This is a genomic window from Prevotella melaninogenica, assembly GCF_003609775.1.
GTDB classification, from domain to species: domain Bacteria; phylum Bacteroidota; class Bacteroidia; order Bacteroidales; family Bacteroidaceae; genus Prevotella; species Prevotella melaninogenica_A.
On the sequence record NZ_AP018049.1, the window covers coordinates 1,373,568 to 1,396,418 of the forward strand.

The 22,851-nt window shown below is 40.2% G+C and carries 15 protein-coding genes; 5 read left to right on the top strand and 10 right to left on the bottom strand.

All coding sequences use genetic code 11. The annotated features are described in order from the left end of the window. Positions 1–115: 115 nt before the first annotated feature. From asnS to PMEL_RS05610, 3 genes are all read left to right on the top strand, one after another. Positions 116–1,507, top strand: coding sequence for an asparagine--tRNA ligase (asnS, locus tag PMEL_RS05600; protein WP_120174345.1), 1,392 nt, complete (start codon positions 116–118; stop codon positions 1,505–1,507). A gap of 106 nt (positions 1,508–1,613) precedes the next feature. Beyond that, positions 1,614–2,288 (top strand): YiiX/YebB-like N1pC/P60 family cysteine hydrolase, encoded by a 675-nt coding sequence (locus tag PMEL_RS05605; RefSeq protein WP_262697065.1) that lies wholly within the window; start codon positions 1,614–1,616, stop codon positions 2,286–2,288. 332 nt (positions 2,289–2,620) lie between these two features. Beyond that, positions 2,621–3,166, top strand: coding sequence for a hypothetical protein (locus tag PMEL_RS05610; RefSeq protein WP_231999372.1), 546 nt, complete (start codon positions 2,621–2,623; stop codon positions 3,164–3,166). 319 nt (positions 3,167–3,485) lie between these two features. Here the strand turns inward: PMEL_RS05610 and PMEL_RS05615 are convergent, their stop codons facing one another. The 8 genes from PMEL_RS05615 to PMEL_RS05650 form a co-directional block, all read right to left on the bottom strand. Beyond that, positions 3,486–3,950, bottom strand: a complete 465-nt coding sequence (locus PMEL_RS05615; protein WP_120174347.1) for a hypothetical protein — start codon at positions 3,948–3,950, stop codon at positions 3,486–3,488. A 259-nt stretch (positions 3,951–4,209) separates the two neighbouring features. Next, on the bottom strand, positions 4,210–5,394 hold the full coding sequence (locus PMEL_RS05620) for a peroxiredoxin family protein (RefSeq protein WP_231999373.1): 1,185 nt from the start codon (positions 5,392–5,394) through the stop codon (positions 4,210–4,212). Further along, positions 5,384–6,781, bottom strand: coding sequence for a RagB/SusD family nutrient uptake outer membrane protein (locus PMEL_RS05625; protein ID WP_120174348.1), 1,398 nt, complete (start codon positions 6,779–6,781; stop codon positions 5,384–5,386). Before PMEL_RS05625 ends, PMEL_RS05620 begins: the two co-directional genes overlap by 11 nt. An 11-nt stretch (positions 6,782–6,792) precedes the next feature. Beyond that, a complete protein-coding gene (locus PMEL_RS05630; protein WP_231999374.1) occupies positions 6,793–9,948 on the bottom strand; it encodes a SusC/RagA family TonB-linked outer membrane protein in 3,156 nt (1,051 codons plus the stop codon). A 911-nt stretch (positions 9,949–10,859) separates the two neighbouring features. Beyond that, the gene (locus PMEL_RS05635; protein ID WP_120174350.1) at positions 10,860–11,744 is read right to left on the bottom strand and encodes a ThiF family adenylyltransferase; all 885 of its coding nucleotides are present in this window, start codon (positions 11,742–11,744) and stop codon (positions 10,860–10,862) included. Between the two features lie 134 nt (positions 11,745–11,878). After that, positions 11,879–12,739, bottom strand: coding sequence for a S1 RNA-binding domain-containing protein (locus PMEL_RS05640; RefSeq protein ID WP_120174351.1), 861 nt, complete (start codon positions 12,737–12,739; stop codon positions 11,879–11,881). A gap of 96 nt (positions 12,740–12,835) precedes the next feature. Continuing rightward, entirely contained in the window at positions 12,836–13,543 is a 708-nt protein-coding gene (locus PMEL_RS05645) for an ABC transporter ATP-binding protein (RefSeq protein ID WP_120174352.1), read from the bottom strand. A 66-nt stretch (positions 13,544–13,609) separates the two neighbouring features. Next, positions 13,610–15,727 (bottom strand): cation:proton antiporter, encoded by a 2,118-nt coding sequence (locus tag PMEL_RS05650; protein ID WP_120174353.1) that lies wholly within the window; start codon positions 15,725–15,727, stop codon positions 13,610–13,612. 740 nt (positions 15,728–16,467) lie between these two features. On the opposite strand from PMEL_RS05650, the gene PMEL_RS05655 reads away from it, so the two are divergent. Next, positions 16,468–17,481, top strand: a complete 1,014-nt coding sequence (locus tag PMEL_RS05655; RefSeq protein ID WP_120174354.1) for an aspartate-semialdehyde dehydrogenase — start codon at positions 16,468–16,470, stop codon at positions 17,479–17,481. 485 nt (positions 17,482–17,966) lie between these two features. On the opposite strand, the gene PMEL_RS05660 is transcribed toward PMEL_RS05655, so the two are convergent. After that, complete coding sequence (locus PMEL_RS05660) at positions 17,967–18,374, bottom strand: FMN-binding protein (protein ID WP_120174355.1); 408 nt, start codon at positions 18,372–18,374, stop codon at positions 17,967–17,969. 222 nt (positions 18,375–18,596) lie between these two features. Here PMEL_RS05660 and lipA point away from each other — a divergent pair, with 222 nt between their 5' ends. Next, positions 18,597–20,420, top strand: a complete 1,824-nt coding sequence (gene lipA / locus PMEL_RS05665; RefSeq protein ID WP_120174356.1) for a lipoyl synthase — start codon at positions 18,597–18,599, stop codon at positions 20,418–20,420. Between the two features lie 174 nt (positions 20,421–20,594). On the opposite strand, the gene PMEL_RS05670 is transcribed toward lipA, so the two are convergent. Beyond that, complete coding sequence (locus PMEL_RS05670) at positions 20,595–21,758, bottom strand: OmpA family protein (protein ID WP_120174357.1); 1,164 nt, start codon at positions 21,756–21,758, stop codon at positions 20,595–20,597. Positions 21,759–22,851 lie beyond the last annotated feature (1,093 nt).

The following is a 22,851-nucleotide window of genomic DNA, read 5'->3' on the forward strand; positions in this document are numbered from 1 at the left end:
AAAGAAGAGGATATGAGCAACCAAACAATGCTACTATTGAAGCATTAAAAAGATTGGTAAACAACATTTCTCTCCTTTTGAAAGATTTGGGGAGTACCTAATTATAATATAGCAAATGAAAAGAACAAAAATCGTCGATGCACTTGCTTGCACCGATTTTGGTAAGGATATCAACGTAAAGGGTTGGGTTCGCTCTCACAGAAGCAGCAAAGCTGTTGACTTCATCGCCTTGAATGATGGTTCTACGATTAAGAACATCCAGGTTGTTGTTGACCCTTCGACTATCGACGAAGACAAGCTGAAGAGCATCACAACGGGTGCTTGTATCAGCGTTGTTGGTACGCTCGTAGAGAGTCAGGGTGCTGGTCAGACCTCAGAGATTCAGTGCAAGGAGATTGAAATCTACGGTCTCTGCCCAAGCGACTATCCAATGCAAAAGAAGGGACAGAGTTTTGAGTACATGCGCAAGTATGGTCACATGCGTCTTCGTACCAATACCTTCGGTGCTGTATTCCGTATTCGCCACCACATGGCTATCGCTATCCATCAGTATTTCCATGAGCATGGTTTCTATTATTTCCATACTCCACTGATTACAGGTAGTGATGCTGAGGGTGCTGGTAATATGTTCCAGGTGACAACACTCGACCTTGACCGCATTGCAAAGGGTGGTGAGGTTGATTATAATGCTGACTTCTTCGGAAAGCGTACAAACCTTACGGTATCAGGACAGTTGGAGGGTGAGTTAGGTGCTACTGCACTCGGTGCTATCTACACCTTCGGTCCAACCTTCCGTGCTGAGAATTCAAATACTCCACGCCACTTGGCAGAGTTCTGGATGGTTGAGCCAGAGGTTGCCTTCATCGACCAGAAAGAATTGATGGACCTTGAAGAAGACTTCATCAAGTACTGCGTTCGCTGGGCATTGGAGCACTGTAAGGATGACCTTGAGTTCCTCAACAAGATGATTGACAAGGAACTTATCGCTCGTTTGGAGGGTGTATTGAAGGAAGACTTCGCTCGCCTTACCTATACAGAGGGTATCGAGATTCTGCAGAAGGCTGTTGCTGATGGCGTGAAGTTTGAGTTCCCAATCACTCATTGGGGTATGGACCTCAGCAGTGAACACGAGCGTTACCTCGTTGAGGAGCACTTCAAGCGTCCTGTCATCATGACCGATTATCCAAGCGAAATCAAGTCGTTCTACATGAAGAAGAATGAAGACGGCAAGACAATGCAGGGTACTGATGTTCTCTTCCCACGTATCGGTGAGATTATCGGTGGTTCTGTCCGTGAGGAGAACTATGACAAACTGGTCCAGGAGATTGAAAGCCGTGGTATGAAGCGTGAGATTTACGATTGGTACCTTGATACTCGTAAGTACGGAACCTGCCCACATGGTGGTTTCGGTCTCGGCTTCGAGCGTCTCATCCTCTTCGTTACTGGTATGCAGAACATCCGTGACGTAATCCCATTCGCACGTACTCCAAAGAACGCAGAGTTCTAACATAAAACACAAAAGGCGACTATCCTCCAAAAGATAGTCGCTTTTTATTTACTTATAAGAACACTCCCGACGAAACCTAAACATAACACGTACATAAAAATAAATTATCAAAAAACTAAAAAGAATCCCACCAAACCTTCTCTTACTGTGCCTTATTCTCTTAGTAAGCTGCTCTACTGACTCCTTCCAAGACGAGGACATATCGTTACGTAACTTGCATGAGGGCGACCTCATGTTTGTTGTGAAGGAAACAAGCAACCCTATCACAGATGCAACGCAAGGTATTAATGGACTAAAGATTGACCACGTGGCAATCTTCCATCATACGGATAGTGCCGATTATGCTTTAGAAGCTTATGGCAAAGCGGTGTCACTTACGCCTCTTACCAACTTCCTTAATCGTTCAAAATGGAAAGATGGAAAACCGCACATTGCTGTAGGTAGAGTAATTGTTGATTGTGATATGAATACTTCTATGAAGCAAGCATTAAGCTACCTCGGTCGCCCATACGATCGTTTCTACATGCCCGATGACAAAGAAATCTATTGTAGCGAATTGATTCAGAAATCATTTGTCGATCACCACGGCTTACCTATTTTCTCAACAATCCCTATGTCCTTCCACGATAACAACGGAAAAATCTTGGATGCTTGGACTCAATTCTATGCCTTCTATCATCGTGAAGTACCAGAAGGAGAACCCGGAACAAACCCAGGACAACTGTCACGTGACAAAGCTGTAAAGGTTACTTACGAATTCGATACTCCATCTGCAAAATAAATTATTCGTTGGGAGTGTTCTTCGCTATACCATAATACTATCAAAGAGTTAAGCTTAAACCCAAATATAAGTATAAAATAGTTTGCTGTCATTTTAACATTTCTCATTAAACTCCTATATATTAAGCATTTAAGAACTCATAAAGAGTGACAGGAATGACAGCAAATTAATTCACATACAAACCCATCTAATCTACGTATCACTTACCTATCAACTATCGAACTTCGTTAAAGAAAAATCTTTCAAGCTATATCTCCAAAAAGACTTGACATGAAACATTATATTTTCTATTTTTGTAACGAGTATTAATTATTTAATTAAATCCTATTACAATGAGAAAACTATCTTACGTAGAGTTTCTTGTTTCAAAAACGAGACAAAGACTTATTCTTCTTTTCCTATTACTAATTCCAATAGCAGCATTCTCACAGAAAGGGACATTTAGGACCTTAATGCAGGTTCAAGGTTCAGCACTTCCAAAACAGTTTAAGCCCTACGAACTTTGTTGCGACTTAGGTTACAATATTACCGATAACCTATATGCAGACCTTAGGTATGAGAACGCTATCGCTCTTTTTAAAGAGAATGGAGTTAAAGACTATGCTCATAGTCACATCGTAGGCTTAAATCTTGGCTACGTAGTCTATCACTCAGAGAATTGTAATATTGGGGCACAAATTGGATATGGCAGCAATATGAAACGAAAAAACAGTGATTGGAAATATGACTACTATGAGGCAATGGCATTCACCGACTTAGGAACATGCAAAATTAAGCCAAGATTCGGATTGGGCGTCCGCCATTACAACTCACGAACAAATCTCTACAAAGAAAGAACTATCGGATTTGCAAGTATCGGATTTGGAATTAATTGGTAATAACATACCTCATAATTATCCTATAGCTTCACTGAAAACGCAGGTTATTCTACAAGTTACTTCCTACTACAAAGAGTCATTTGCATAGAGAGTTTACCCTCCACACCATTGGTGCTAAGCATCCGCACAATATGTGCTGGGCATTAACACATAACTTATAAACCATAATGAGAATTCTCATTCAGCGGTACACAGAGTTTTATTGACATTGAATTTTTCACCAGTCTGCAAAATAAAAGAGAGATTTGGGTTAAATGAAACAACATTATAAATTAATAAGTGCCGAAAGCACTTATTAATTTATAATAACCACACAAGCCTACTCATTTTCCTCACTCTCTTCATCTTCCTCATAAGTGGACTTACCATCTAAGTAGCCTTCATCATAGCCTTCTTCGTAACCCTCCTGATACTTTGTTTCTAAATAATTATCATAGTTATTTGAATCATCATATCTGGCACCATAAGCATATCCTTTTCTCCCATCTTCCCTACCTTGATCATAACCATCAGAGTATCCTTCATCATAAGCGTCATCTGAAGTACTATACCCACTACTATAATTCACAGATTGACTTGGCACTACAGAAGGAACTGAGTATGAGTGGCTACTGTCTCTTATAGATATGCTATCAATTATAGGCAAGAGGGTATCTACTTGAGAAGCTGGTACTACCTCTCTACTCCTACCAGAACAATTATTAATAATAATCATACCAATACAAACAATAGCACCAAAACCTATTAAGACTGAATAAGTCCCACATCCTTCATTGTTTTCCACTACTTAAAGTCTATTTAAAAATTCTGATTCACTAAGTAATTCTATGTCATGCCTTTCTCAAGAATTTGTAATGCCTTTTTGCTTACCACTCATTCCAGAATTACTAAGTGCAAAGTTATAGAAAAAATATAAATGATAGATAATTATAGTAGATTTTAGGTGTAATGGACATTTGGTAAGATAGTCATTCCATCCTACCAAATATCCATTACACAAAAAACTTTACCAGATAGCAATAACATTACAACTTGGTTAGACCTTATTTCAGATACAGTTTAACAGTTTCATAAATTCGCTCACCACGCAAACCCTTAGCAAGAATATTTCCTTCTGGATCTATGAGTAAGATTTCTGGGATAGAAATAATACCATACGATTCTAAAACACGAGAACGCTGTTCCTTTGGTAATAGAAGATGATTCCACGTAGCCTTATCTGCGTCTATCGCTTTTAGCCACTCAGCCTTATGAAGATCAGTAGACACACCTAACACTACAAAACCCTTAGACTTAAACTCATCGTATGCTTTACGAATATTGGGCGTTTCCTTACGACACCATTTGCAACTTGAACTCCAAAAATCTATCAACACGTACTTTCCACGAAAATCATTTAGACTAATATGTTTCCCAGCCTCATCTACACCGACTATACTTGGTGCCTTCTGCCCAATAAGTGTGCTTTTTGCTTTCACCACCTTCTTAAAAGCCAGTCGATAATAATGAGAATCATGCAAGTCTGAACCAAATCCTTGTAACATACGTTCTGCCTCCTCTACCTTTGCTTTTGTATCAAGTTTAGAATGCTGCAGTTTATATGTATAATAGAGGTAAATCCCAAAAGGGGTGCCACGCTGTGCAGTAATCTGTGTATCAAACCAAGAGCGTAGTTGTTTGTAAGCATTATTATAGATAGGAGCAGTTGTTCTCTTTATTTCTTCCATTTCCCTGGTATCATTCTTTTCTCTCGCAGCATAGAACACCTGATCAAGCGAGTCAAGAAGTTGTTTTTGCCCTACTCTATCACGCTCTTTCACAAACTTTTCATAAAGAGCCTGAAAAGTAGAACTACTTGATTCAACTTTTATACCCTTTGATGAGCTGAGAGAAAAAGTGAAATCATTTACGCCATTAGAAGGAAAAATGTAACAACCTTGCAAGAAAGCTGCCTCCATATCCGTCTTCTCTGACACTGGTGTGATAAAAAGTAATTGAGAAGTCAACGTATCATTATAATAACTAAAAGCCTTGTCTACAACCTTTATAGAATCAAGTGGAAGCAAATAAACATTTTGTTCATCGTAAACAGAAAAAACATAGAGTTGCTTAATTGCAGGATTAGAAACACGACCCACAAGGGTTACACCCTTAGATTGAATAAACAAACTAAAGAATAGTAAAAGGAATAGAAGTCCATCTCTACGTAGCATAATATTATCTTTCATTTTGCTTCATTGAATTCTTATTAAATCTCATGACTTTTGCAGGTATAGGAAGTACGTAAAGAGGAGAATTGGGTTCCAAACTAAACGTACCTTCGCCTGTAACATGAGTTACAGTCTTTGCAAACTGTGATTCTTGATTCAACCGTTTCAGATCAATATACCTCACCATACCAGACATTGCAAGCTCGCGTCTGCGCTCCTCAAGCACTTTCTGCAAAGCATCGTTCCTATCGGTTGCAACAACATCTGTGTTATTTTTGATTCGATTATCACGCAACTTATTGATAAGAGTCATTGCACGCTCAACAGACCCCTCCCGAGCTTCGCATTCTGCCGCTATAAGATAGATCTCAGGAGAAGATACTGCTAAATTCGCACGTAAGTAAGGAGCCCATACATATTTATCTGTTGGAATATTACGAAAGTTCTTTGTAAAATAAATTTGAAGTCGCATATCATCCTCTGAAAAGAGGCTAATAAGTTCGTCAGAGCCAAAGACCTTAGAACTCAATCCATACACGTATGGTGCAAACTTGATATAGATATTTTCAGGATTATCAATATCTTGCGGAACATTGGTACGTCCTATAGAACTTTGTACTTTTACCACTGCATACTTCTTCAAATCTAATAAAGAATTGTTTATTGCCAGCACTTCGTTTGCAGCCTTTAAAGCCTCAGTATAATTACCCATATATAAATACATTTTAGCTAAGATGCCATACCCTGCTGCCTTTGATGCTCTAAAAGCATTTCCTTTAGGTTGTACTGGTAAGTTTGGCAAGGCAGCTTGTAAGTCAGACTGAATCTGTGCATAAACATCTTTCACACTTGCCCTGACAAGGTCTTTCTTAGAAATATCTTCATCCAAGATTAAAGGTACACCAGGATCGGTTTCAGCTGTACGCACATCATAGTGTTTTGCATAACCATTGACAAGATAAAGATATTCCAAGGCTCTACTTATCAATGCTTCTGCTTGAATAGAATGTTTTTGTTGTTCACTTGGTCCTTCCGCATTCATGATATTGTCTATAACCGTATTGTAATAATAAATTCGATTATAAGAAGCAAACCAAAAACCATCATCTTGTGCCTCCCCAAAAACATCTTTCTTAAAGAGATAAAGATTGAGGATAGACTGTTCAACACTATTTAAGCCTGGCGTAGCAGTTCCTTGTGCAACATCTGGAAGATACACATCATCCGTTAAATACGTAGGATAAGTATCTGAGACTTTCTGTACACTCTCATAATTCAGTAACGTTTCATAATCCGTTACTGTCTTAGGGATTTTCTCACCTTTAGGCTTTATATCAAGAAAATCATTGCAACCTGTCAGCATAACTACAACACAGATTGCCAATATTGTCGTAACTTTCTTCATTTCTAATTAATTTAAAATTTAGCAGATAAACCAATTGTCCAAGTCGTTGGGTTAGGAATACCTCTTTGTCCCCATCCATAACCAAATGTTCCAAGAGCCTCGGGATCAATCCCTTCATTATTTGCGTGCCAAGTAAGAAGATTCTGTACTTGTAGTGTCAAAGCTAAATTGCTCACACCCCATTTATCTGTTAGCTGTCTATCAAATGTGTAAGTAAACGATAAGTCGCGTAGCTTTATATAATCACCCTTAATAACATGAACATCTGCAGCATACCAAGGATGGCGAACCGTTGTTGCATCAAGGCTATACCCAGTAAAGGCTGGAGTAACATTAGCTCGTTTCTCATCACCAGGCTGTTGCCATCTATTGAGAATATCACGATTCACATTTGTTGTTGGAGGAAGAGAAAGGAAAGGAGCAGCCTCACCTCTGAGTACGTGTCCACCATAATAGACAAACATAAGTGAGAGGTTAAAGTTCTTATAAGTAAAGATATTAGTCAAAGAACCATTATACTTAGGGATTCTTGTACCCGAATAAACGATATCATTCAAAGAACTAACATTTTTTGCGACACTATTTCCACCATCAATATAATATTGTGGTGTGCCATCTGTTCCATCCAACCCTGCATAGCGGAAACTGAAGATAGCCCCCAAAGGATAACCCTTTACCGAAGCATTACCAGATGTAATACCAAAGACATTAATGTCAGAGTCATCTATATCTATCAACTTGTTCTTATTATAACCAAAGTTCAAAGTAGTAGACCATGAGAAATCTGTTGTTCTGATATTATTACTACTTAATGTAAATTCAACACCTCGGTTATACATAGTACCATAATTCAGTGTAACCCTTCGCCATCCAAGTGTCGGATCAGCTTCCCTATTCGCCAACAAATCGTTCGAACGTTTGTTATAGAACTCCAAAGCACCTGTGATGCGGTTCCCAAAGAAAGCAAAATCAATACCTACGTTTGTTGTTGCTGTCTTCTCCCAACGTAGTGTTGGATTAGGTGGATTCTTAATAGCAGATGCAAAATCTCTACTCCACTGATTATAACGTGCTGCTTCTAAAGTAAGATAAGGACCTGCATCTTTAGGTACATTTCCACCTATTCCATAGGTCAACCTTAAAGTTAGATTATCAATCCATGATGCTTTTCCATTCCAAAACTTCTCTCGCATAATATGCCACGCACCACCAACTGACCAAAGTGGACGATATTGGAACTTTGGGTCAGTACCAAATAGATTTGATTGATCTACACGAATACTACCCGTTATATCATATCGATTATCATAACAATAAGCAGCATTACCATAAAATGACACAAAGCGATTTTCTACATCAGTAATGTAATTATTAAAGATAGATTGCCACATAAAATAACCAGTGAGTGCCTCTGTCCGCATAAGAGATGACAAAGTCAATGGGTTAACAGGCTTATATCCTAAACTACTTTCATCAAATCCCATATAATAGATTGATGTTCCTGTAGATTTCTTTTGTCTACGTTCCCCACCAGCAATTGCTGTAACATTATGTACTCCAAATTCTTTGGAGAAATTTAACTGTGCACGTAGCGTATAAGCAGACACATCACTTCTGTACTCTCCCATCTGCGCTCCCTTAGGAACGTTGAGCGTCAAAGTCTTTCGCATAGAATTATATTGTGCTGCGTCATTTATCATATTTCGTACATAATATGACTCTGCACTATGAAACTCTGTTGTCTTACTTACTGTATTCTCCGTTTGGAAACGTACATCAAAGTTTAAACCCTTTATAATCTTAAAGTTTAAACCAAGTTGAACCTTATAATATTGATCTTTTGTTATGAAGTTCTCTTCTTGTCGATTTGTAATCGGATTAAAACTCTCATCCATAAGACCAAGTTCTTTCAAACGTTCTAATTCATAATCAGACTTATACTTAGGGAAATTGATTGGTGTTCCATCTTTATCGCGAAGCATTGTATATGAAGGGTTATTATGGTAGATATCCGTAAACTGCCCCATACCAGTATCGCCCTTATCTCGTGAGAAGCTACCAGTAACTCCAAGATCAGCTTTCAGCCATTTGAAGAAAACAATATTGTCACGCAAACTAAATCCATAACGCTCCGATGAAAGATAACGAGCATTATAATTATTGCCATCATAATTTAAACTAACAACATAACGGTTAGCCCAATTTCCACCAGATATGCTTACATTATGCTGATGACGAACACCAGTTTTCGTATAGAATTCTTCAAGTTCCTTTCGATTGTCTAAATTACGATAAACGTCTAAGCCTTTTTCTAATTCGGCATCGTCAATCATACCAGCTCTATTCTTATATAGGAGTTCCAATACTGGGTTAACCCTTTCTCGTGGATCAAGATAGGCATATTGTCCAGGGTCATATTTAAATCCCTCTTTCTGTAAATCTACTAATTCCCGGCTATTCAATCGATGTAGTCCACTCATATTAGGAGCAGGAGTAAATTTTAGGCTGGCATCATATTGAATCGTTGTTTTACCATTTCCCTTTCCATCAATAGTTGTAATAACAATAACTCCGTTAGCAGCTCGAGCACCATAAATGGATGCTGCAGCTGCATCCTTGAGGAAAGTCACATTCTTAACAATAGAAGGATTTATGCTATTAATATTTCCTTCAAAGGGTAACCCATCTACCACAAGTAAAGGCTCATTGCGAGTAGGACCACCACGTAAAGTTGACATTCCTCTAAGATAGAATTCACCATTTTGATAAACAAGTCCAGGAACCATTCCTTCAAGTCTACTTATGATGTTTGTCTGCAACTTATCTTTCAGTTTATCCGCAGTTACCACGTTAAAAGAACCTGTTGTTCTCTCTCGAGATAAGGTCTGATAGCCCGTTACAATAACCTCATTCAAAGGGTTGTCATCAACCTTCATTACTATCTTTAAAGGTCCATCATGAAGAACAGCAACTTCCATTGTCTTCATACCAATGTATGAGATAATAAGAGTTGTCTCGTTAGAATTTAACCAGATATTAAAATGACCGTCAGCATCTGTAAGACACATATTCTTACCATTCTTAACAGCAACAGTTACACCAATAAGGGATTCTCCTTTGTCATCCACTATCGTACCCGAGATTTGCCGTTTCTGAGATACTTCCATCCCTTCATAAGAAATTCGAGGAAAAACTCCTGCACACGCAGGTTGCTTACTCTGGAATAAAAGAACAGTCAAGACACATATTGTGCCAATACACAGACTATTCCTTTTCATTGCAAAGAAAAACTTTTCTTTAAGTCTATAGGTTTCTTCTCTCATAGTAACATTGGTAATAGGTTTATAAGTTATCTTAAATATTTATTGTTTCTCAAAATTGCATCATGGGACGAAAATAAACATTATTTTTTATAATAACAAATTAAACTGCTATTTTTTAATAAAATTACTAATAAAAGATTGTTTTTCCTGACAAAACTAACTTGCCTGCATGAATAGAAGAAAGAAGAAAGGATTTGAGTTTAATTGTTCTCATCTAATTGTTCAGATTCATATCGGCATGGTGGCGAATGTGTTATGTGCTCCGCACCAGTTGTGTTCAGCCTTCGCACAATATGTGCGGAACGTCCGCACATGATTTGCGAAGCGTCAGTGCATTCACAGAAAGCAGTAGAAAGATTCACGATTGTTTACACGATTCGTAGTAGACGACTAAGAGCAAGCTTAGTATGGAAAATAGTTATCGTACCTCAAAACTTAGTCTTTCTTCTCAATAATTATCAGTTAGAAAGTAGTGCAAAGACAGTCTTTATAACTTGATGTAGCCCGCTGCGCCTGCGTTACAAAGCCAAACAACCTGTTCAATAGTAACACAAAATATGTTTAGGCTCTAATGACCAATTTCGGTTAAACGAAATTATATTAAAAAAAGTTTGCTGTCATTCCTGTCACCTTACTATTGGACATAAATCACTGATAATAAACACAGTACAAAGAGTGTTAAAAATGACAGCAAACTAAATTAAAAAAAACAACCTAACTAATTGAGTTGTGTTCTATACCAATTTCACAAAATATTACTTATCCGCTGCAGCCTTCTCAGCCTTGAGACGTTTATGTTCTTCCAGCATCTTTGCAGCACGCTCATGAGCAATACGAGCAGGCTCACTTGTAGCCTCATCTTCAGGACGGATGCGCATAGTGTGGGCAAGATTGACAAGATCCTTAACAGCTTCTCCGCCTGCAATAAGTCCAGCCGCAGCTGGTACCCACGCATTAGAGCTTGGAATAGTATGCCGGTCAGTGCACTTACGCATATCCTTATCAGGACAGATGCAGTGGAAACGACAAGATATTTCAGGTTGTTCTATACTCTCAAGCGGTTCTTCAGGACTGTATACTACCTTAAGATGCTTAATCTTTGTCTTACGGAGTTTCTTTCGAATTACCTTCGCCAATGGGTCGTTGATCGTCTTGAAGATATCAGTCACACGGAACTGTGTGGCATCCATTTTATAAGCAGCGCCCATACAAGAAAGCAATGGGATGTTCAATTCATGACAACGATAGATAAGATCAAGCTTAGCAGTTACAGTATCAATACAATCAATGACATAATCATAATGAGAGAAGTCGAACTGATCGGCATTATCAGGCAAATAGAATGTCTGATATTTACGCACGATACATCGTGGATTGATTGAATGAATGCGCTCTTCAGCAACATCTACTTTGTGCTTTCCCACTGTTCGAGTAGTAGCAAGGAGTTGTCGGTTGACATTCGTTAGACAAACACGGTCGTCATCAATAACATCAATAGCTCCCACGCCACTGCGTGCCAACACCTCTACTGCATATCCGCCAACACCTCCAACACCAAAGACTGCGACACGACTACCATTAAGCGTATCGATAGCAGGCTTACCAAGAAGAAGTTGGGTTCTTGAAAATTGATTCTGCATTGTTTTATTATTATCCTTTATTTAGACTGAAAAGATAGTGCAAACGAAAACAAAAGAGAGCTTGTTCTCATTTTGTTGAGTGCAGACTATCTTATGCAAAAGTACGATAAAAAATTAAGAAAAAAGGGGTAATTCTATTTTACTAAACGTATTGACAGGGGTTCAACCGTAATCAGATGACGTTTATAGAGGTCGCCAACAGCTCGTTTATACACCTTCTTTGACACCTGAAAACGACGTTTAATATCCTCTGCTTCACTCTTATCTCCAAGATCGCATACTCCACCATTATCTTTCAGATATTGGAGTAGAACCTCTGCAAATCCTTCTGTATGCTGTTGTCCTGTTGGTTGAAGTGTACAATCAATCTTACCATCACGACGAACCGTAGAGATATAACCCTTCAAGCGGTCACCAGTATGGACATACTGGAACACTTGATCCTCATAGATAAGTCCAGGATATTTATTGTCAACTATGACTTTGAAGCCAAGGTCGGTCTTCTGCCATATCAACAAGTCAACTTCCTGCCCATGCTTATAGCCTCGTGGCTGTTCGTCAAGATAGTGCTCCACCTTTGCAGAGGCAACAAGACGATAGCTCTCTTCGTCAAGATGAACATAAACAATATAGCTATTGCCAATAACCATGCGCTTCTTTTGCTCACGGAAAGGGCAAAAGAGATCTTTCATCACACCCCAAGACAGGAACGCACCATACTCATTCACCCACGAACACTCCAAGTAAGCGAAGTCGCCTACCTGCGCCAAAGGTTCCTCAGTAGTAGCAATCGGGCGTTCATCCTGATCAAGATAGACAAACACCTCTAATTCATCACCAATCTCAGTGCCCTCTGGAACATATTTCTGAGGCATGAGAATCTCACCAGCCGGACCACCATCAAGGTAGACTCCGAACGGATCACCATTGCCTTCACGCAAGGCAATCTTCTGTACTGTGAGCGTATTGTATGCTCCAAGTTTTATTTTAGACATAATAACCCTTTATTGTTGAAGACAAGATAATTTCTTATAAGAAAAAGTAACATAAGAACAACATTCTCTAAGTAACTGACTTATCATTCTGAGAATCTATTTATTCTCTATTTCGACAGCAGCACTCCCCTCCTTTCGGAGGGGCTGGGGGAGGCTTTCTATCAAGCCATCTTTAAGATGTATCGTTCTGTCTGTAATACTTGCGAGGCCCTCATCGTGTGTAACGATAACGAAAGTCTGACCAAACTTATCACGGAGATCGAAAAAGAGTTGGTGCAGTTCCTGCTTGTTCTTTGAGTCCAAACTACCCGAAGGCTCATCGGCAAGGATGACAGCAGGGTTGTTTACCAAAGCACGAGCTACTGCCACACGCTGCTTCTCACCACCAGAAAGTTCGTTAGGCTTATGATTAGCACGGTCGCTCAAGCCCATAAACTCCAACAGTTCTTCGGCACGCTGACGTGCATCCTTAGTCTTCTTCCCTGCAATATAAGCCGGAATCATAATATTCTCAAGAGCTGTAAACTCTGGAAGAAGCTGATGAAACTGGAAGACAAAACCTAAGTGCTGGTTGCGGAAATCACTCAACTTACCAGCTGACAGACTACCAACATCTATACCATCCACAACAACAGAACCGCTATCTGGTTTGTCCAGCGTTCCAAGTATCTGTAACAAGGTAGTCTTACCTGCTCCAGATGGACCAACAATACTGACAACCTCGCCCTTTTCTATGCGAAGGTCGATACCTTTCAACACTTGAAGCGAACCAAAACTTTTAGTTATGTTCTTAATGTCAATCATATTCTATTCTTTTATTGGGGCTATTGGGCTAATTAGCCGTATTGGCCTTATTAGCCTAATAACCACTTACACCTTATTATGAATCCACTCTCTTACAGCCTCGTAAGCACTACGTTCCTCCGTATGCTGTGGCTGAGCAAAGGTCATATCGTCCATCTCACTACCATACTGATCAGGGAAGATAATCATGATAGTCTTACCCTTAACACATTTATTCAGTTCCTCTGGCAATCTTTCCATCGCAGTCTTATAGGATATTGTACCCTTACGCGCTGTCACAATGACAAAGAGGTGATCCTCTCGAACCTTTGAACCGAGTGTAGGCAATTCCTTCCAATGCTCCATCTCCTCATACTCTGCTCTAACACTTGGGAAACGATTACGAATAAACTCATTAACAAGTTGCAATGTTTCCTTACGACCATGGAATGTTATACGACACTCCAAGTTGCCTGCCATACGTGCTAATCGCTCCAACCAACGATAGAAACCAGGTTCAAACTCAGCACGAGAGGGGATTGCCACTTGTATTCTTCGGATTGTATTCAATGGCTGAAGAATACGTGTCACGATAATCTGACGGCTCAATCCGTTGTATAGACTTCGTGTAAACTCTCCCCAGAAGCTACGACTAATCTCCTTATGGAAGTGGAGTCCCATCAAAATTTCTGATGCCTGAAACTCCTTAAAAGCATGTTTAATACCATTGGCAATATTGGCAGCAATACGCACCTGCGTCACCATCGGAACATCAGAGGCACTTGCCAAATGGCAGAGATGGTCCAACAAACGCTGTCCCTCCGCCTGATTATGGCGCATATTTACATCATCATAAACCACATTCAATGCCACTAACTCTCGTTTTAAACGTGGATTACGCATCAGTGTAGCCATGGTTACAAGGTTATCAGAATACTCTGGGTACTTCACTGGAATCAGAATCTTCTCATCATCAAGATTCTTCATCATGTCATGTCCTTCTTTCTCCTGCAGACGAAGCCGTTGTGCTGCCCGCTCTGTGATGACAGTTGAGATGATACAGGTGAAGAGAATCATTATCACAATTCCATTCAAAACCTCGTCACCAAAGAGGTATTCACCCGGTGCTACCTGCAACTTACGTCCTACCATCACCATCGCAATAGCACCAGCTGCATGGGCACTGGTCAAACCAAACATCATGTGACCTGCCAACCAAGATAGGCGAAAGATACGAGCTGCCAAGTAAGCTGCTACAGCCTTACCCAAGGTGCCGAAGAAGACGATACAGAATACGACCCAAAGTATCTTACTTCCTTCAAAAAGTAGGCGTACATTAATCAGCATACCCACACCGATAAGAAAGTAAGGGATGAAGAGTGCATTACCCGTAAACTCTATGCGGTTCATCAATGGAGACACCTTTGGCACAAATCGATTCAATATCAAACCTGACATGAACGCTCCAAAAATTCCTTCCAAACCCACAGCATCCGACAAAGCTGCCGAGAGAAAAACAATGGCGAGGATGAAGATAAACTGCATCACAGCATCTGAATACCGACGAAGAAACCAACGTGTCACACGTGGAATCACCATAATTAGACCCACACAATATGCTACAAATTTCAGAATGAATAGCAGCCAAAAGACTATTCCACCATTGCCATGGAATGAGTTGACAATGGATGCCATGACAATCAACGCCATAAAGAGAGCCATCATAGATGAACCAACACTCAACGTTGAACTCGTATGTCGTGTTAATCCGTATCGTCCCACTATCGGATAGGCTATCAACGTGTTAGAAGCCATAATTGCCGCAAGCAGAAGCGATGCCAAAGGAAGATAGCCCAATAGGCTGACACCCATAAAATAGGTCATTGCAAAGGGGATAAGAAAGGTCAACATACCGAAGACCACCACCCTATTACGGTTTTTCTTCAGTCCTTCCATATCCATCTCCAGACCTGCAAGAAACATGATATAAAACAGTCCTACACGTCCAAAGAGTTCAAACGAAGCGTCACGACCAAGGATGTTCAGTCCATATTTTCCGACAAGAACACCCGCCAATACCATACCAATGATATGTGGAATACGTAGTCGTCCCATGATAATAGGCGAAAGCAATATCATCAGCAGAACAACAAAGAAAATCAATGTCGGGTCGGTTATCGGGAAATATTGAGATAAATTCAGCATGCGTATCTATAAAATTACTGTCTGCAAAGTTACGAAAAAACTTTGGCAACCGACTAATATTACCTCCCTAATAAGGCTTCTTCCGTTAATTGTATAGACTCTTTTCGTATTGCTCCAACGATAGAAACAAGGTTATTCGCTAAATAATACATAGCCAAGACTGTCTTGGCTATCTATTCTATTATAAGCCTCCAACACAGCAAACCTTTTCATTCTTAATACTTTGAAGATGTAAATAAGAGCTTGAAAAATCATTACATATTTTCGGATAAAACAGCTATAAATAAGGACAAAAACACACATGCAAAGCAGGTTGATAACTAAAAGAAAATCAATTAGTTATAAAGGAGTAAACAAAAAGGTGCTTAATTGGACTTCAAAAGGGCGTTAGTAAGGAGCTTAAAGAGCATCTATTGCAAGTCAATTAGGCGTCTTTTAGAAGGCTAAAGAGCATGTATTCGTTTTGAACTACATAAAAATAGTTTACAAACGTTGATTAGTATGGGAATAAGTGGTACTGCCTTAAAAGTGTATAAGCCTTTATTCTATTCTCTTTCTTTGCATTTAATGGAAGCATCTTAATAAGCCTATTATTATCACTAAATGACAGAAAACAACAGTACCCCACTGAATTATATCTATCAAAACAGAAAAAAGACTAACATACCGTTGTTTGTCTTAGGGAAAAATAGTAAATTTGCAACTACGAATAGGTTAGTAAACAAATAAAGATAAAAGATATGAAAGTAGCAATTGTTGGTGCCAGTGGTGCCGTAGGTCAAGAGTTCCTGCGCATCTTAGCTGAGAGAAACTTCCCAATGGACGAGCTTGTTCTCTTTGGTTCAGAACGTTCTGCAGGTAAGAAATACACATTCAAGGGTAAGGAATACGAGGTAAAACTGCTCCAGCACAATGATGATTTCAAGGATGTAGACATCGCCTTCACAAGTGCTGGCGGTGGTACTTCTGCTGAGTTTGCTGAGACCATCACCAAGTATGGTGCTGTCATGATTGACAACTCAAGCCAGTTCCGTCAGGATGATGACGTGCCATTGGTTGTTCCAGAGATTAACGCAGAAGATGCTTTGAACCGTCCACGTGGCATCATTGCTAACCCTAACTGTACTACCATTATGATGGTTGTTGTATTGAATCCAATCGATAAGCTCAGCCATATCAAGAAAGTACACGTAAGCAGCTATCAGAGTGCATCTGGTGCAGGTGCTGCCGCTATGGCAGAGTTGCAGCAGCAGTACAAGGAACTTGTTGAGACAGGCGAAGTGAAGACTGTTGAGAAGTTCCCACATCAGTTGGCATACAATGTCATTCCACAAATTGATAAGATGACAGAGAACGACTATACAAAGGAAGAGGTGAAGATGTTTAACGAGACTCGTAAGATTATGCACTCTGATGTTCGCACTTCTGCTACCTGCGTTCGCGTGTCTTCTCTCCGTAGCCATTCTGAGGCTGTATGGTTCGAGACCGAGCGTCCACTCTCTGTTGAGGAGATTCGTGAGGCTTTGAAGGCAGCTCCTGGTGTTACTGTTGTTGATGATCCACAGAACTATATCTACCCTATGCCACTCGAGAGTGCTGGTCACGATGATATCTATGTGGGTCGTATCCGTAAGGACCTTGCTGATGACAATGGCAATACACTCTGGCTCACTGGCGACCAGATTCGTAAGGGTGCTGCTTTGAATGCTGTACAGATTGCGGAGTACTTGATTAAGGTGGGTAATGTGAAATAGGAAGAAAGAAAAAGAAAAGAAAAGCTGGCCTCTCCCCCAACCCTTCCCCCGTAGGAAGGGGAGTGATTACCGAAAAAGGATAAAGGTTTGCAGAACATTAAAAGAGCGTATCGAGAAGACTGAAAACTTCTTGATACGCTCTTTTCTTTTGCATTAATAAAGCCAATTGATGATAGGCTACATCAAAAGACATAAGCTTCACCATAGTAAACATAGTCTCTTGACCTACTAAAAACGCTATTTTGCTATCGTATAACTATCGTTTCTACGTATGAGAAACGTGCTTGGTGGATTTTTCTTCACGTAAATAATTATTTCTTTTCACGTAAATAAATATTTTTCTTCATGAAAATAAATATTTATTATCGTGAAAAGAATTAACCAAAGTCGCTATATCATAGTCTAATAAACTATATATCAACAGAATAAACACGTGAGAAAAACACCACAAAAAGCACGTTTATTAAGAAGGAAAAATATGTATCCTACTTATTCTTCTTATAATAAGCTACAGCAGCAGCTACATTCTCCTTCACAGCACGTGATGTATAGGTAGCTCCTGTCACACCATCAAGGCTCTCTGCCTTTGCAGCTTTTGACAGTTTCATGCCATTAAACTTTGGGAATAATCCTTGCTTCACCTTATCATAGAACTTAGGACCTTCACGATTAGGCAAAGCCTCAACCTTGACAACCTTATTATTCTTGATATAAACCTCTACAGGTGTTGCACCCTTAAATCCCTTTACATTTTGACAGAGGCTGGTCGTATTGACAACGTATGTGCCGTCTGCCTGCTTATACATTACCTTATCCTGCTGCACTGCAGCGAAAGCAATCCCTGTTGTTAGTACTGTTATGGCTGCTACTGATACTAATTGTTTTTTTAACATAACCTATTACCTTTATTTTTTACTGATAAATTCGACTGCAAATGTACGAAAAAGTAAAAGAAGCGTTCTCTCTTTTTGCATCTTTTAAGAGTTGCTTATTAGCCTTATTGGGCCAATAAGGCTAATAAGACTAATAGTGCCTTCCTCACTATTTTCCTTAGTTTCTTCTCTCTTTAATTATTTTATTTGTACATTTGTTCCCATAAACAATCAATATCAACGATGAAATATATACTACTACCTAAACCAGATACTATTCATCAACTACCCTTCTACTTTGCGGTAGAAGAATACGTAGCACGTCATTATACCGATGACGACTACTTTATGGGCTGGCGTGTGAACCCCACGGTGATGTTAGGACGCAATCAGTTGATTGACAATGAGGTCAATACAGATTACTGCAAAGAACAAAAGATTGATATTTTTAGACGAAAAAGTGGTGGCGGATGTATCTATGCCGACAAAGGCTGCATACAGTTCTCCTATATCTCTCGTGCCACCAATGCCAATGAGGCCTTTGCACAATATATGCAACGGATGGCAGACTTACTAAAAGGTCTGAAGATTGAAGCACAGTTATCAGGACGCAACGACATCCTCATCGACAACACAAAGGTATCGGGTTGTGCTTTTTATCAACTATCTAACCGTAGCATTCTGCACAACTCCCTACTCTTTGACACCCAACTTGACCACCTTTCTAATGCGCTCACACCTGCAAAAGAGAAACTACAAAGCAAGGGAGTGGAGTCTGTTAGACAGCGAGTGACGAACGTTGCAACCTATACACAGTTAGATATCTTATCGTTTATGGACTATGTACGACTGGAGATGTGTGGTGCAGAGGTTTTAGAACTGACAGAAGACGATATGAAAGGAGTGGCTGAGATAGAAAAGGAACTTGCTTCTGACGACTTTGTCTATGGTAAAAACCCCAAATATTCTCTCGTTCGTAAACATCGTTTTGAAGGTGTCGGAACCCTTGAAGCCCATATTGAATTAAAGAATAACATCATTGGAAGTATCAATATGGTGGGTGATTACTTCCTTCTTGGCGATATCGACCACGATTTCCTCAGCCTACTAAAGGGCTGTGCGTTCACAAGAGAGGCTGTTGAAGAAAGATTGCAAGATATAGACCTATCCACAATTATTCGTGGTCTAAAGCTACGACAGTTTCTCCACCTACTCTTCGGTCGTGAGCCACACGTGATGAAACCAGACTGGTTAAAGATTGACCTTACATCGAAGAAGTCGACTGGTGAAACAGCAGGCATCCTTGCTAAGCACCATCTAAACACTATCTGTACCAGCGGACTCTGTCCCAATCGCTCGGAATGTTGGATGGCACGTACGGCAACTTTGATGATTGGCGGTGACATCTGTACTCGAAAGTGCCGTTTCTGCAACACATTAAGTGGCAGACCCAGACTGCTCAACCCTGACGAGCCACGCCACGTGGCTGAGTCAGTGAAAGCTCTCAAGCTACGTTATGCCGTTATCACCTCTGTTGACCGTGATGACCTACCTGACTATGGTGCAGCTCATTGGATAAAGACCATCGAAGAGATACGCCGATTAAACCCTGACACAAAGATTGAACTGCTCATTCCAGACTTTATGGGGAAGGCTGAACTCATACGTCAAGTCATGGCAACTCGCCCCCACGTGGCAGGACATAACATGGAGACAGTGCGTCGCCTCACACCATCAGTACGTTCCGTGGCCCGCTACGAACGTAGTTTAGACGTACTGCGAGAGATTGCTAACTGTGGTATCACAGCCAAGACTGGCTTCATGCTCGGCTTAGGTGAGACCCATGAAGAAATTTTAGAGACAATGGATGATATCCTTACGACAGGTTGCCAACGCCTCACACTCGGTCAATATCTCCAACCTACTGCCGAACACCTGCCCGTTAAAGCCCATATCACACCCGAAAAGTTTGCTGAATATAAGCGGATAGCATTAGAGAAAGGTTTTAAGCATGTAGTCAGTGGACCGCTTGTCCGTTCGTCTTATCATGCTGCAGAAGGAGTTTAAGCCATAGCTTACACAATGAAGGGAACAAAGGATCAATGACAAATGAAGTGGTATTGGGCTTGTTAGGCCAATTAGCCAAATACCTCCAATCACTCCTATCATCATAACAAAAAGTAGGGATACACGCTCGTGTATCCCTACTTGCTTTAAAAAAAATATCTTGGTATACTTATCTTATTCCGTAATCTGAACCGTTGCACGGCGGTTGAACGAGATAGGAGATAAGGTCTCTACTCCACCCTTACCAACAGTCGTAATCTTATTGCTCTCAACACCCATCTTAACAAGTTCACCAGCAACAACAGTAGCACGACGCTCTGACAACTTTTGGTTGTAAGCAGCAGAACCTGTTGCGCTATCTGCATAACCTGTCACAAGGAGGTTGTTATTATTGTCCTTAGCATACTTCGCCAAAGCCTGTACGTTTACGAGGTCTTTCTGAGAAGCAATCGTAGACTGGTTGATCTCGAAGAAGACTGAAACTGGGGTTGTTACCAACTGCTTCACAGACTCCGACACGGTCTCAACAGGCTTCTGATTTGCCAATTCATTACGAAGACGTGCATTCTCTTCCTCTGCATCCTGAAGGCGTGCATTCAGTGCATCGAGTGCTGCCTGATGCTGTGTATTGATAGCTTCCATATCTGGGCTCTTCTTCCAAGTACCCTTACCGATATTGAAGTTCAAACCAATTTCTGCATAAAGGTTATTGTCATGTGACTCCCATCCACGACGCTCATTGTTAGCGTATGCAGCTCCATCGAGGTCGCCCTCATAGCGATTCCATCCTGCTTCAAGGTAAACACGCATTCCCTTGCTCACCTTCCAAGAAGACTGAACACCTGCACTCAAACCCATAGCATAACGATTAGCTGACATAGAACGGCCAACACCAGCACCAGCGAATGGCACGAAGTTCCATACACGGTTCTCATTATATCCGCAAAGGAGGTTACTCAAGTTGAACATTACCTGCTCCTGCGCAATCCAATACTTGTTGCTGTTATCAAGCTGAGAAGCAGGGTTGCTGTCAGCACCAACACGCTTGCCCCAAATACCTTGTATCTTTGTACGAAGACCGATACCGGGTGTGAACCACTTACCAATAGCGAAAGCTGCGCCCGGCTTTGAACGGAAGTCCTTCAACGGACTAATAGCAGCATCACGCCCATGCTCTTGGTTAGAATACCATGCGTTCCAGTCTGCACCAAGCTGTACAAACCAGTTGCTCCAGAACGAGTTTGTAGCTACACTATACTTCTCAGTGAGAACTTCATCTTGGGCAGAACCGGTCATAGACACACCAGCCAACGCCAAAACTATCAATAACTTTTTCATAATCTTATTATTTAACGATCTTAACCTATTCTTCTCCTTGACTGCTGACTGTGTTTACCAGCAATACTAAGTTTGTTCACAAAGATAATAATTAAAATCTATTAGGGTCTGTTTTTTCTAAAAAATACTATTTATTTAACGTTGAATTATTAAACCAAGATTGCTCATTAGAGCCTAAACAGATTTTGTTTTATGATCGAGCAGATTGTTAGTCTTTGTAACGCAGTCGTAGCGGGCTACGTTAAGTTACAAAGACGGACAATATGCCGATAAGAAAATAAAAGATGGTAGGAAACAATACCAGAGTAATAAGAATGATACATATTGTGGTCTAATGACCGATTTGGGTTTAATATACTAAAGATTTTTATTTTTAATTTGCTGTCATTTTTAACAATTCGCATAACTAACTGTAAATCTATCATTTAAATAGTATCTAATAATGACAGCAGTGACAGGAAATTTACTTTTGATAGAAAAATTACTCCTATAACTCCTTATCTTAATTCACAATGATTAAACCCAAATCATACAGGCTTAAGAGATGATACGTATTATGGTCTAATAATTAGTTCTTCAGAAATTTGGAGTGATAAGGGTGCCGGCTAAGTTTAGGACTTTAATGAAATGTCACACAGAGAAATGGAGAATACGGAGGATTATTAAAAATACAACGCTGATAGGCACGGAGGCACTGTTGCACATGGAGCAACGGATTTTGTTTACCAGTTATATTAGACACTTTCTTTTCAAAGTATTTATCTCAAAAATTATCAGGAAGCTGTACGCTACACCTCTTTCGTTCTTTGTATCGTCGACACCTCCGTGACATCATGTTTATCTCCGTCCTCGTTGAACCTCCGTGTGCCTTACAATTAAGAGCGTTAGTATTTCACTCCATATTTTGGAAGAACCTAATAAAGGGTATTGAACGCTTAGCACATGATGTGCGTATGCCCCGCACATCTTGTGTTGACGCTCCGCACATATTGTGCGGATGGTGTATCACCTTAATGAACGAAGTCCATTCACATACATATAAAGCCTACAAAGGTCTTACAATCAATCGATTCCTTGAGCCACTCGTACTAAT